The organism is Pseudomonas sp. Marseille-Q7302, from assembly GCF_965111925.1.
This window is the reverse complement of sequence record NZ_CBCOPK010000001.1, coordinates 113,514-125,051: the sequence shown is the minus strand read 5'-3', so window position 1 is coordinate 125,051 and position 11,538 is coordinate 113,514. Positions and strand designations below refer to the sequence as shown.

Here is an 11,538-nt window from a genome sequence, read left to right as displayed (position 1 = left end):
GGTCGGTGACGTTATGTACGGAACCTAGGGCCGAAAGACCTTCCCGGTGACCAGATCGCGAATCACGCTGGGATTCTTGCGCCCGCCGAGTTCGCCCATGAGGATGCCGTCCAGGTTATCGGGAAAGTACTGCTGGACCCGCAGTCGGGTGCGCGCGGCCGGGCGGCCGGCGGGATTGGCCGAAGTGGAGATCAGCGGCCCGGTCAGGGCGCAGAGTTCGCCCACCAGGGGATGCTCGGAGACCCGCAACGCCACGGTGGCGTGAGCGCCGGTCACCCAGCCGGGCAGGCGATTGTGGTGCGGCACCAGCCAGGTGTTGGGGCCCGGCCAGGTGCTGGCCAGTTTGGCCAGGGAGGCCTCGGGCAGATCGTGGAGCAGGAAGTCGAACTGGCGGATGGTGTCGGCGACCAGGATCAAGCCCTTTTCCAGGGGGCGCCGCTTGAGCATCAGCAGGCGATAGACCGCGGCCTGATCCCAGGGATCGCAGCCCAGGCCCCAGACGGCCTCGGTGGGATAGGCCAGCACGCCCCCCTCGCGCACGATTCGCGCCGCCTGCCGCACTCGCCAGCTGTTGTGCATCGCCTTGCCTCCGCCAAATCCCTGAAGTCTACCCGAGCGCGGCGCCGATGCCAGTCATCCGGCTCTAGCCGAGGCGACTCCAGCTGCCCTGTTGTGCAGCCACCCGGCCTTCGAGCTCCAGGTCGGTCAGGCGCACCAGCACCTCCGGCAGCGACTGCCCACTGAGGCGCGCCAGTTCCTCGCTGTTGAGCGGTCCTGCTGCCAGATGCCGCAACAGCAGGTCGTCCTCGACCACCACGGCTGCGGCCACGGGTGCCAGGCGACGCCAGCCCTGCAGGGCTTCGAGGATGTGCTCCACACTCTCCACCAGTTGCGCGCCCTCGCGGATCAGCTGATGGCAGCCTCGGGCGCCCGGATGGTGGATGGAGCCGGGCAGGGCGAAGACCTCGCGACCCTGCTCGGCGGCCAGCCGGGCGGTGATCAGGGAGCCACTGGACGGACTGGCTTCCACCACCAGGGTGCCCAGGCTCAGGCCGCTGATGATCCTGTTGCGCCGAGGGAAGTTAGCCGCCTGGGGGGTGCAGTCCAGCGGCAGCTCGGAGACCAGCGCGCCCCCTTCCGCCAGCAGGCGCTGGGCCAGAACCAGGTGCCGCCGGGGATAGAGCTGCAGCAGACCGGTACCTAGCACCGCAACCGTGGCACCACCGCCATCCAGGGCCCCCTGGTGCGCGGCGCCATCGATACCCAGGGCCAGGCCACTGGTGATGCAGAATCCGGCCGTGGCCAGGCTCTGGGCGAAGCGCCGGGCGTTGTCCAGGCCCTGGGCACTGGCCTGGCGGCTGCCGACCAGGGCCAGTTGCGGCTGCTCGAGCAACTCGACGCGACCTTCGACGAACAGCAGCGGCGGTGGATCGGCGATCTCGGCGAGCAGCGCCGGATAGCGGTCGTCGCCCAGGCAGAGCAGATGGCGATCGGGCCCGTCCAGCCAGGCCAGGGCTCGGGCGACCCGCTCACGGGTCGCGGCGCTGCGGCGGGCCTCCGCAGCCACCGCCGGCAGGCGTAGCGACCGCCAGGCCGACGCGGGCGCGCTAAGGGCGGCGGCGGCGCTGCCGAAGGCATCCAGCAGCAGCCGCTGGCGCACGGCACCGAGTTCCGGCAGGGCATGCAGGCGGAGCCGAGCGTCCTGCTCGGCGGGGGAGAGGGTGGCCATGGAAGTCTTCCTTGAGTGTGGCCGGTCGCCATCCTGGCGACCTGGGAGAGGTTAGGGGTTGCGCACCTTGTCCATCAGCTCCAGCTGGCGGGTGGCGGTCAGGATCAGGCCGTAGCTGATCTTGTCATAGGCGCGAAAGACCATCAGCAGACCGGCACGCTCGTCGGGGATCTTCACCAGTTCGCCGGTGATGCGATCACGTACCGTCTCGCCGGTCTTATACACGGCCAGGACGTTGCCCTCGATCAGGCCATCGCGGGTGCCTTTGTTGAGGGTCACCACATCGAACTGGCCGACCTGGGTGACGCCGCGGGGCACGTCAAGGATCAGGCCGCTGACGTCGCGGGCCGGGGCGCTGGGCATGAAGGTGGAATTCACCAGCCGTTCCTCGGTGGGGAACAGCCGGTCGCCCAGGCGGACCTCCTGGGTGGTGCGGGTCAGCTTCAGGGTGGCGATATCGCCTTCCTGGGTGACCAGATCGGCGCTGCCGATGAAGTCGCCGTTGATGCCGAGAAAGGCGCCGGTCTTGGGATCGACATAGGTCTTGCCCTGCCGATAGATGCCATAGGCGGACACCCCTGGCTGCAACTTGCCGCGCACATAGATGCGATCACCGGCACCGCTCACCACGCGTTCGGCGTTGCCGGCCACCACATAGGGCGCCGACTGGAACTGTTCGGCCGAGTCGATGGCGCGATTCTGCAGCAGGAAGCTGTTCACCGCTTCCAGCGGAATGGCCGGGATGGCTTCAGCGATGGGCGTGCTGCGCACCGTCGGCGACAGCTTGACCGTACCGCGCGAGGCACCGCGGTTGAGCTGTAGGCGCGGCTGGCCGTCGACATAGCTCAGCACCAGGGTGTCGCCGGGATAGATGAGGTGGGGATTCTTGATCTGCGGATTGGCCTGCCAGATCTCTGGCCATTCCCAGGGCTTGCTGAGGAATCTGGCGGAGATGTCCCAGAGGGTATCGCCACGGACCACGGTATAGCTTTCCGGGTGGTCCTGACGCAGGGTGACCGCCGCGTACGCCGACTGCAGGGCGCCCCCTGCGACCAGCAGCAGGGCGAACAAAGATTTCCTCATGCGTCGAATCCCTTTACACTTGGCTTTGAAGAACCGTCTTCACGCAAACGTCGGGGAATCGCCCCAGTCGTGCCCTGAGTGCCACCTCTGTCGGCACCGGGCAGCGCAGGCGCTCATCCCCGTCGACCGACGTCATCCACCTTCCGGGGCCTGCCCGAAGCGGGTGGATACAACGCTGCGGCATCTTAGCAGCGCCCCTTGACTGTATTCCACAAGTGCCCTCAACGCCATGGCGATCCTAGACATCCTCGAATTTCCCGATCCCCGCCTGCGCACCGTCGCCAAGCCCATCGACGTGGTCGACGACGCTCTGCGCCAGACCATCGACGACATGTTCGAGACCATGTACGAAGCGCCCGGCATCGGTCTGGCCGCCACCCAGGTCAACGTCCATCGCCGCCTGGTGGTGATCGACGTCAGCGAAGACAAGAGTGAACCGCTGGTCTTCATCAACCCGGAAGCCGAGCCGCTCACCCAGGAACTGGGCGAGTACCAGGAAGGCTGCCTGTCGATCCCCGGTTTTTACGAAAAGGTCTGCCGTCCCGAGCGCGTCCGGGTGACTGCCCTGGACCGCGACGGCAAGTCCTTCGAGCTGGAGTGCGACGGCCTGCTGGCGGTGTGCATCCAGCACGAGATCGATCACCTCGATGGCAAGCTGTTCGTCGACTATCTGTCGCCGCTCAAGCGTGATCGCATCAAGAAGAAGCTCGAAAAGCAGCAGCGCCACAAGGCCTGATCGCCCTGGCGGACGGCGTCTCTGGCGTCCGCCGCTCGCCCTTTCCGCCAGGTCCGCCATGTCCAGATCCCTTCGCCTCGTCTTCGCCGGAACCCCGGAATTCGCCGCCGTGCACCTGCAGGCGCTGATCGACGCCGGTTATCCCATCGCTGCCGTCTACACCCAGCCGGATCGCCCTGCCGGGCGTGGCCAGAAGCTGGCCATGAGTCCGGTCAAGCAGCTGGCACTGGCTCACGGCATTCCCGTGCAGCAGCCGCCGACCCTGCGTGATCCCGCGGCCCAGGCCACCCTGGCGGCCCTGGAACCCGACCTGCTGGTGGTAGTGGCCTACGGCCTGATCCTGCCCCAAGTGGTGCTGGACATCCCCCGCCTGGGTTGCATCAACAGCCATGCCTCGCTGCTGCCGCGCTGGCGCGGCGCGGCGCCCATCCAGCGTGCGCTGGAGGCGGGCGATGCCGAGTCCGGCGTCACCGTGATGCGCATGGAGGCCGGCCTGGATACCGGGCCGATGCTGAGCAAGGTCAAGACGCCCCTGACCGCCACGGACACCGGCGGATGCCTGCACGACCGCCTGGCCGCCCTGGGCGCCGCCGCCGTGGTCCAGGCGTTGCCGGGTCTGGCCGACGGCAGTCTGCAGGGCGAGGTACAGGACGACAACCTGGCCACCTACGCCCACAAGCTCAACAAGGACGAGGCCCGGTTGGACTGGGGCCGTCCGGCGGTGGAACTGGAGCGCCGTATCCGCGCCTTCGATCCCTGGCCGCTGTGCCACACCGCCCTGGCTGGTGAACCCCTCAAGGTCTGGGCCGCCGAACTGGCCGAAGGGCAGGGCGTTCCGGGCATGGTGCTCGACGCCGATCGCGCAGGCCTGCTGGTTGCCTGTGGCGAAGGCGCCCTGCGTCTGACCCGCCTGCAACTGCCTGGCGGCAAACCGCTGGGCTTCGCCGATCTCTACAACGCCCGCCGCGAGCGCTTCGCCCCCGGTCAGGTGCTGGGTCTATGAATCCGCGGCTGGCGGCCACCCGTGCCCTGGCCGCGGTCCTGGCCGGACGTGCGTCCCTGGGCAGCAGCCTGCCTGAGCAATTGGCCAAGGTCGATCCACGTGACCGCGCCCTGGCCCAGGACCTGGCCTTTGGTACCGCGCGCTGGCAGCCGCGGCTGTCGCTGCTGGCGGAAAAGCTCCTGCAAAAGCCCTTCAAGGCCGGCGACCGCGATCTCGAAGCCCTGCTGCTGATCGGTCTCTACCAGCTGTTCCACACCCGCATCCCGGCCCATGCCGCCATTGGCGAGACGGTGGGCTGTGTCGACAAGCTGAAGAAGTCCTCGGCCAAGGGTCTGCTCAACGCCGTACTGCGCCGCGCCCAGCGCGAATACGAGAGCCTGCTGCCGGCCCTGGAGCATGACCCCGCCGCGCGCCTGGCTCATCCACGCTGGCTGCAGAAGACGCTCAAGGCGCGCTGGCCGGAGCAGTGGGAAGCCATCGCCTCCTCGAACAATCTGCACCCGCCGCTGATCCTCAGGGTCAATCGCCGCCAGGGCAGTCGCGATGCCTATCTGGCCGAGCTGGCCGCCGCCGGTATCGAGGCGGTGCCCTGCACCTTCAGCGTCGACGGCATCCGCCTGCTGCAACCCCAGGACGTCACCGCCCTGCCGGGTTTTGCCGCGGGTCGGCTCAGCGTGCAGGACGAGGCCGCCCAGCTGGCGGCGGACCTGCTGGAACTGGCGCCCGGCCAGCGAGTGCTGGACGCCTGCGCTGCGCCCGGTGGCAAGACCTGTCACCTGCTGGAGCGCGAACCCGCCCTGGCCGAGGTGGTGGCGCTGGATGCCGATGCCGGTCGCCTGGAGCGCGTCGAGCAGAATCTGGCGCGCCTGGGCCTCACGGCCCGTACCCTGGCCGCCGATGGCCGCGCCGTGGCCGACTGGTGGGACGGCACGGCGTTCCAGCGCATCCTGCTGGACGCTCCCTGCAGCGCCACCGGGGTGATCCGCCGTCATCCGGACATCAAGCTGACCCGCCAGGCCAGCGACATCGCGCCCCTGGTGCAGCTGCAGGGTGAATTGCTGGACGCGCTCTGGCCGACGCTGGAGGTAGGCGGCATCCTGGTCTACGCCACCTGCTCGGTGTTGCCGGAAGAAAACAGCGACAACCTCGCCGCCTTTCTCGCCCGCACCCCGGGCGCCCGCGAGCTGGATATCCCCGCTCCCTGGGGCCTTGCCCAGCCCCATGGCCGCCAGCTCCTGCCGCAGCCCGACGGCCACGACGGCTTCTATTACTGCAAGCTGATCAAAATCGCCAAGTAGGAGACCTCGCCATGCTCGAATCCCTGGAGAAAATGCTCGCTCGCGGCCAGGACAATGCCCTGCTCAGGTTCGGTCTGGGCAAGGGCTATCTGGATGCGGGCGAACCTGCGCGGGCGCTCGAGCACTTGGCGCACTGCGTCGAGTTCGATCCGGCGTATTCGGCGGCCTGGAAGCTGCTGGGCAAGGCCCACGAGAGTAGCGGCGACCTAGCAAGCGCCGAAGCCGCCTGGACGCAGGGCCTGCAGGCGGCGCAGGCCAAGGGCGACAAGCAGGCGGAAAAGGAGATGACGGTGTTTCTCAAGCGCCTGGCGCGCCGCGCTCAGTCCTGATCACGCAGGAACTTGAGGCCGGCACCTTCTCCGTCGGTGCGCATGATTTCCATGGTCACCTTGGGTGCCTCCATGGGCAGGTCGAGCACCTGACCCACCACCCGCGTACCTCGCGGCAGCCGCGTCAGTTCGGGATGTACCACGTAGACGCCGCCATCGGACAGATCGCGGGTCTCGCCGACGATCTCGCCATCCGGATAGGCGATCCACAGCCGGCACTTGAGGGGGGTACGGGTATGCTGGCGCTGATCCCGCGAATTCATCGCCTGACTCCCTGACTTGGCGCTTCCTTGAGGTCCGGGCAGCTTCCGGCAAAGCCCGGCGCCTGTCAGCCGCGCGCCGACCGAACGGTCCTGGCGAAGCGCCGAGCGATAGGTCATAAGACGACCGCACGCCCTTCAGGGCCCAGACATGATCCGGGCCAGGGGATTCAGTACCACTTCTCTTCGCCGTCCGGGCGATTCTTGAATCTCTTCATGCTCCACATGTACTGGGTCGGATAGCGACGCACGTAGCCGGCCAGCACCTCGCTCATGGCAGCCACCGAGACCTCCGGGTCCGGGTCGTACATGGCCTGGGGGGCGGCTTCCAGGATCACCTTGTAGCCGCTGCCATCTTCCAGGCGCACGGCATGGAAGAACACCCCACGGGCCTTGCCGCGAGCCAGCAGCGAAGGGACGAACTTGCTGGTCAGGGCGGTGGTGCCGAGGAAAGGCACGAAGAGCCCGGCGCTGCGACTCGGCTCGGGATCGGCCGGAATCCCCACAGCGCCACCGCGTCGGACTTCCTTGATCACGCTGATGATGCCTTCCGGAGTGGAAGGCGCCACCCGGTTACCCAGCTGGACCCGCTGGCGCTTGAGCAGGTCATCCACCGCCTTCAGCTTGGGCGGCCGGTAGAAGATGATCGGCTTGGCATGGGAGCAATAGAAGTGGTTGAGCAATTCCCAGTTGCCCAGGTGGCTGGTGATGCCCACCACGCCATCGCCGGAGGCCAGGGCTTCTTGGAGGACGTCCATGCCTTCCACCTCGCGCACCAGGCGCAGAGAGCGCTGGGGCGACCAGATCCAGGCGCAGGCGCTTTCGGTCAGGGTCTTGCCGATGCCGCGCAGGCACTCGCGCGACAGCCGTTCCAGGCCGGCGGCATCGAGTTCGGGAAAACAGTGGGCGAGGTTGATGCGGGTAACCTTGCTGGCGCGGGTCGGCAGCTTCCACATGCACCAGCCGATGAATCCACCCAGGCGCTGGACCAGTGGCCAGGGCAGCAGGGCGAAAAGGCGCAGGAAGGCGATCATCAGCGCGCCTTTGAATCTTTCCAAAAGAGGGACTCCTGTCTGAATGCGCCGACAGTTTAGCGTCTACAGGTCCCGGAAACGTTAAGAAAGCGTAAGGTTCGCGCCAACTGGCAGCTATACATTCGACTTTTCTTGCAGTTCTGCCGACGGACGAGCCAACTCGGCATGGCGGTCGCAATCGAGGGTGTGGTCCATCACCAACCCCATGGCCTGCATGAAGGCGTAGCAGATGGTCGGGCCGACAAAGGTGAAACCGGCTTTCTTGAGCGCCTTGCTCATGGCCTCGGCTTCCGGAGTGATCGCCGGCACCTCGTCGCGGTCGCGAAAATGGTTGATGCGCGGCGCGCCACCGACAAAGGACCACAGCCAATCGGCCGGGTCTTCGAGCCTGAGCCAGGCCTGAGCATTCTGACGGGCGGCGCGCAGCTTGGCGCCGTTGCGGATGATGCCCGGGTCCTGCATCAGCTCCGCGATCTCCGCATCGGTCAACTGCGCCAGCCGCCGAGGATCGAAGCCGTGCAGCACCTGGCGATAGCGCTCGCGCTTCTTCAGCACGGTGATCCACGACAGCCCCGCCTGGAAGCCTTCCAGCAGCAGGAATTCGAAGAGCACCGCCGGATCGCGCTGGGGTACGCCCCATTCGTGGTCGTGATACTCGATGTACAGCGGATCGGCGGTGCACCAGAAGCAACGCGGCATGGCGAAGACTCGGTCGAGGAGGAAAGGCCTCACCTTAGCGCAATTGCCTGCCAGCGGAGGTGAATCACAACGGCTTCTGAAATGGGTGGTATGGCGAATGCTCAGAACGCACGTTTCTACCAGGCCGCAGGCGCTGCTACCTCAGGAGCAGCTACCTTTATCGCGGCCATGGGCCGCTCCTACAGGCCAACCCGTACCTGTAGGAGCGCCCATGGCCGCGAGAAAGCGCGCAGGCAGCCATCCTTGCCAAATACCACCGGGCAGCCCTACGAGCCCATGCGGTCACCCCCGGCTTTCAGCTATACTCTCCGGCTTTTCGTCGCAGCCGAACGGGTATTTTTCGTGAGCCAGTCCAAGCCCACCGCGCGCACCTTCCAAGACTTGATCCTGGCCTTGCAGCAATACTGGGCCGAGCAGGGCTGCGTGGTACTCCAGCCTTATGACATGGAAGTTGGCGCCGGTACCTTCCACACCGCCACCTTCCTGCGCGCCATCGGTCCCGAGACCTGGAACGCCGCCTATGTGCAGCCCAGCCGCCGCCCCACCGACGGCCGCTATGGCGAGAACCCCAACCGCCTGCAGCACTACTACCAGTTCCAGGTGGTCCTGAAGCCCAATCCGGACAACTTCCAGGAGCTCTACCTGGGTTCCCTGGCCGCCATCGGCCTGGATCCTCTGGTGCACGACGTGCGTTTCGTCGAGGACAACTGGGAATCGCCCACCCTGGGCGCCTGGGGTCTGGGCTGGGAAGTCTGGCTCAACGGCATGGAAGTCACCCAGTTCACCTACTTCCAACAGGCCGGCGGTATCGAGTGCTATCCGGTGACCGGCGAGATCACCTATGGCCTGGAACGCCTGGCCATGTACCTGCAGGGCGTAGACTCGGTCTACGACCTGATCTGGGCCGACGGTCCCTTCGGCACCGTGACCTATGGCGACGTCTTCCACCAGAACGAGGTGGAGCAGAGCACCTACAACTTCGAGCACGCCAATGTGCCCAAGCTGTTCGAGCTGTTCGACTTCTATGAGTCCGAGGCCAATCGCCTGATCGCCCTGGATCTGCCGCTGTCCACCTACGAGATGGTGCTCAAGGCCTCCCACACCTTCAACCTGCTGGACGCCCGCCGCGCCATCTCGGTGACCGAACGCCAGCGCTACATCCTGCGCGTGCGCACCCTGGCCCGCAGCGTCGCCCAGGGCTACTTCAAGGCCCGCGCCCGGCTAGGCTTCCCGCTGGCCACCCCGGCGCTGCGTGACGAGGTCCTGGGTCGCGATGATGTCCAAGCGCTGCTCAAGGAGGGCGAATGATGAGCGATACCCTGGATTTCCTGGTCGAACTGGGTACCGAAGAACTGCCCCCCAAGGCGCTCAAGACCCTCGGTGACAGCTTTCTCGCCGGCATCGAGAAGGGCCTCAAGCAGGCCGGTCTCGGCTACGCTAGCGCCCGCGCCTATGCCGCGCCGCGCCGTCTGGCGGTACTGGTCGAAGCCCTGCAGACCCAGCAGCCCGAGCGGAGTGTCAACCTGGATGGCCCGCCGGTCCAGGCCGCCTTTGGCGCCGATGGCCAGCCCACCCAGGCGGCCCTGGGTTTCGCCCGCAAGTGTGGCGTCGACATCAGCGCCGTCGATCGCAGCGGCCCCAAGCTGAGATTTTCCCAGAGCATTCCTGGCCAGCCAGCCGCCTCCCTGCTGCCTGGTATCGTCGAAGCCTCCCTCGCCGAGCTGCCGATTCCCAAGCGCATGCGCTGGGCCGCCCGCCGCGAGGAGTTCGTCCGTCCGACCCAGTGGCTGGTGATGCTGCTGGGCGATGAGGTCATCGACTGCGAGATCCTCACCCGCCGTGCCGGTCGTGAGTCCCGTGGCCATCGTTTCCACCATCCCGATGCCGTGCGTATCAGCGCCCCGGCCCACTATGCCGCCGATCTGCGTGCCGCCCATGTGCTGGCCGACTTCGCCGAGCGACGTCAGCTCATCGAGTCCCGCGTGGCCGAACTGGCTGCGGCGGAGCAGGGCAGTGCCGTGGTGCCGCCCGCGCTGCTGGACGAGGTGACCGCCCTGGTGGAATGGCCGGTGCCCCTGGTCTGCGCCTTCGAGGAACGCTTCCTCGAAGTGCCCCAGGAAGCGCTCATCACCACCATGCAGGACAACCAGAAGTACTTCTGCCTGCTGGACGCCCAGGGCAAGCTCTTGCCACGTTTCATCACCGTGGCCAACCTGGAAAGCAAGGATCCGGCGCAGATCGTCAGCGGCAACGAGAAGGTGGTGCGCCCCCGTCTCACCGATGCCGAGTTCTTCTTCAAGCAGGACCAGAAGCAGCCGCTGGAAAGCTTCAACGAGCGCCTCAAGAACGTGGTCTTCCAGGCCCAGCTCGGCACGGTCTACGACAAGGCCCAGCGCGTCGCCGCCCTGGCCGCCTTTATCGCCGAACGCATCGGCGGTGATGCTGAGCGTGCCCACCGCGCCGGCGTGCTTGCCAAGTGCGACCTGGCCACCGAGATGGTCGGCGAATTCCCCGAGATGCAGGGCATCGCTGGCTACTACTACGCCAAGAAAGGCGGCGAGGCCGAAGACGTGGCCCTGGCGCTCAACGAGCAGTACATGCCGCGCGGCGCCGGCGCCGAACTGCCGCAGACCCTGACCGGCGCGGCGGTAGCCCTGGCCGACAAGCTCGATACCCTGGTCGGCATCTTCGGCATCGGCATGCTGCCCACCGGCAGCAAGGATCCCTTCGCTCTGCGCCGTCAGGCCCTGGGCGTGCTGCGCATCCTCATCGAGAAGGGACTGGAGCTGGATCTGCCAGCCGCCGTCGCCTTCGCCATCGCCGGCTACGGCGAGCGGGTCAAGACGGCCGGCCTGCAGGAGCAGGTACTGGACTTCGTCTTCGACCGGCTGCGCGCCCGCTACGAGGACGAAGGCATCGACACCGCCGCCTACCTGGCCGTGCGCGCCCTGCGTCCGGCCTCGGCATTGGATTTCGACCAGCGCGTCCAGGCCGTGCAGGCCTTCCGTCGCCTGCCCGAAGCCGAAGCCCTGGCGGCCGCCAACAAGCGCGTCTCCAACCTGCTCGGCAAGTTCGAAGGTCAGGTCGCCACGCAGGCCGACGCCACCCTGTTCGAGACTGACGCCGAGCGCACCCTGGCCGCCGCCATCGCCGCTGCCGAGCGAGATGCCGCGCCCTTGGCCGAAACCCGTCGCTATGGCGAAGCCCTCGAGCGTCTGGCCAGCCTGCGTGCTCCGGTGGATGCCTTCTTCGATGAAGTCCTGGTCAACGCCGAAGACGAGCGCGTCCGCGCCAATCGCTATGCGCTGCTCGCGCACCTGCGCGGCCTGTTCCTCGGCATCGCCGACATCTCGGTGCTGGGCTAGGG

At 67.0% G+C, this 11,538-nt stretch carries 12 protein-coding genes; 6 read left to right on the top strand and 6 right to left on the bottom strand.

The annotated features are described in order from the left end of the window. Positions 1–24: 24 nt before the first annotated feature. The 3 genes from ACWPW1_RS00615 to ACWPW1_RS00605 all read right to left on the bottom strand — a co-directional run bounded on the left by ACWPW1_RS00615 (position 25) and on the right by ACWPW1_RS00605 (position 2,812). Positions 25–579, bottom strand: coding sequence for an L-threonylcarbamoyladenylate synthase (locus ACWPW1_RS00615; protein ID WP_454252269.1), 555 nt, complete (start codon positions 577–579; stop codon positions 25–27). A 64-nt stretch (positions 580–643) separates the two neighbouring features. Then, positions 644–1,729: a DNA-processing protein DprA gene (gene dprA, locus ACWPW1_RS00610; protein WP_454252268.1), complete on the bottom strand. Its 1,086-nt coding sequence runs from the start codon at positions 1,727–1,729 to the stop codon at positions 644–646. A 51-nt stretch (positions 1,730–1,780) separates the two neighbouring features. After that, positions 1,781–2,812, bottom strand: a complete 1,032-nt coding sequence (locus tag ACWPW1_RS00605) for a LysM peptidoglycan-binding domain-containing protein (RefSeq protein WP_059313013.1) — start codon at positions 2,810–2,812, stop codon at positions 1,781–1,783. A gap of 229 nt (positions 2,813–3,041) precedes the next feature. On the opposite strand from ACWPW1_RS00605, the gene def reads away from it, so the two are divergent. Genes def through ACWPW1_RS00585 form a run of 4 tightly spaced genes read left to right on the top strand, consistent with a single transcriptional unit; the run spans position 3,042 to position 6,178 of the window. Next, a complete protein-coding gene (gene def / locus ACWPW1_RS00600; protein WP_059313012.1) occupies positions 3,042–3,548 on the top strand; it encodes a peptide deformylase in 507 nt (168 codons plus the stop codon). Positions 3,549–3,606: 58 nt separating this feature from the next. Then, positions 3,607–4,551, top strand: coding sequence for a methionyl-tRNA formyltransferase (gene fmt / locus ACWPW1_RS00595; RefSeq protein ID WP_059313011.1), 945 nt, complete (start codon positions 3,607–3,609; stop codon positions 4,549–4,551). Then, positions 4,548–5,849, top strand: coding sequence for a 16S rRNA (cytosine(967)-C(5))-methyltransferase RsmB (rsmB, locus tag ACWPW1_RS00590; protein WP_454252267.1), 1,302 nt, complete (start codon positions 4,548–4,550; stop codon positions 5,847–5,849). The genes fmt and rsmB overlap by 4 nt, the downstream gene beginning before the upstream one ends. Before the next feature lie 11 nt (positions 5,850–5,860). Beyond that, positions 5,861–6,178, top strand: coding sequence for a tetratricopeptide repeat protein (locus tag ACWPW1_RS00585; protein ID WP_059313009.1), 318 nt, complete (start codon positions 5,861–5,863; stop codon positions 6,176–6,178). Here ACWPW1_RS00585 and ACWPW1_RS00580 read toward each other — a convergent pair. The 3 genes from ACWPW1_RS00580 to ACWPW1_RS00570 all read right to left on the bottom strand — a co-directional run bounded on the left by ACWPW1_RS00580 (position 6,169) and on the right by ACWPW1_RS00570 (position 8,171). Next, positions 6,169–6,441, bottom strand: a complete 273-nt coding sequence (locus tag ACWPW1_RS00580; protein ID WP_059313008.1) for a PilZ domain-containing protein — start codon at positions 6,439–6,441, stop codon at positions 6,169–6,171. The two genes, ACWPW1_RS00585 and ACWPW1_RS00580, sit on opposite strands and share 10 nt — an antisense overlap. 167 nt (positions 6,442–6,608) lie before the next feature. Continuing rightward, a complete protein-coding gene (locus ACWPW1_RS00575; RefSeq protein WP_059313007.1) occupies positions 6,609–7,496 on the bottom strand; it encodes a lysophospholipid acyltransferase in 888 nt (295 codons plus the stop codon). 90 nt (positions 7,497–7,586) lie between these two features. Continuing rightward, entirely contained in the window at positions 7,587–8,171 is a 585-nt protein-coding gene (locus ACWPW1_RS00570; protein ID WP_434775375.1) for a DNA-3-methyladenine glycosylase I, read from the bottom strand. A 342-nt stretch (positions 8,172–8,513) separates the two neighbouring features. Between ACWPW1_RS00570 and glyQ the strand changes: the two genes are divergently transcribed. Continuing rightward, complete coding sequence (gene glyQ, locus ACWPW1_RS00565) at positions 8,514–9,479, top strand: glycine--tRNA ligase subunit alpha (RefSeq protein ID WP_454252266.1); 966 nt, start codon at positions 8,514–8,516, stop codon at positions 9,477–9,479. Beyond that, positions 9,479–11,536 (top strand): glycine--tRNA ligase subunit beta, encoded by a 2,058-nt coding sequence (glyS, locus tag ACWPW1_RS00560; protein ID WP_454252265.1) that lies wholly within the window; start codon positions 9,479–9,481, stop codon positions 11,534–11,536. Before glyQ ends, glyS begins: the two co-directional genes overlap by 1 nt. Positions 11,537–11,538: the final 2 nt, after the last annotated feature.

Coding starts and splice junctions, on each gene's coding strand:
- rsmB (WP_454252267.1), top strand. CDS start 4,548: ATGAATCCGCGGCTGGCGGCCACCCGTGCCCTGGCCGCGGTCCTGGCC.
- ACWPW1_RS00570 (WP_434775375.1), bottom strand. CDS start 8,171: ATGCCGCGTTGCTTCTGGTGCACCGCCGATCCGCTGTACATCGAGTAT.
- ACWPW1_RS00615 (WP_454252269.1), bottom strand. CDS start 579: ATGCACAACAGCTGGCGAGTGCGGCAGGCGGCGCGAATCGTGCGCGAG.
- fmt (WP_059313011.1), top strand. CDS start 3,607: ATGTCCAGATCCCTTCGCCTCGTCTTCGCCGGAACCCCGGAATTCGCC.
- dprA (WP_454252268.1), bottom strand. CDS start 1,729: ATGGCCACCCTCTCCCCCGCCGAGCAGGACGCTCGGCTCCGCCTGCAT.
- def (WP_059313012.1), top strand. CDS start 3,042: ATGGCGATCCTAGACATCCTCGAATTTCCCGATCCCCGCCTGCGCACC.
- ACWPW1_RS00580 (WP_059313008.1), bottom strand. CDS start 6,441: ATGAATTCGCGGGATCAGCGCCAGCATACCCGTACCCCCCTCAAGTGC.
- ACWPW1_RS00585 (WP_059313009.1), top strand. CDS start 5,861: ATGCTCGAATCCCTGGAGAAAATGCTCGCTCGCGGCCAGGACAATGCC.
- glyS (WP_454252265.1), top strand. CDS start 9,479: ATGAGCGATACCCTGGATTTCCTGGTCGAACTGGGTACCGAAGAACTG.
- ACWPW1_RS00605 (WP_059313013.1), bottom strand. CDS start 2,812: ATGAGGAAATCTTTGTTCGCCCTGCTGCTGGTCGCAGGGGGCGCCCTG.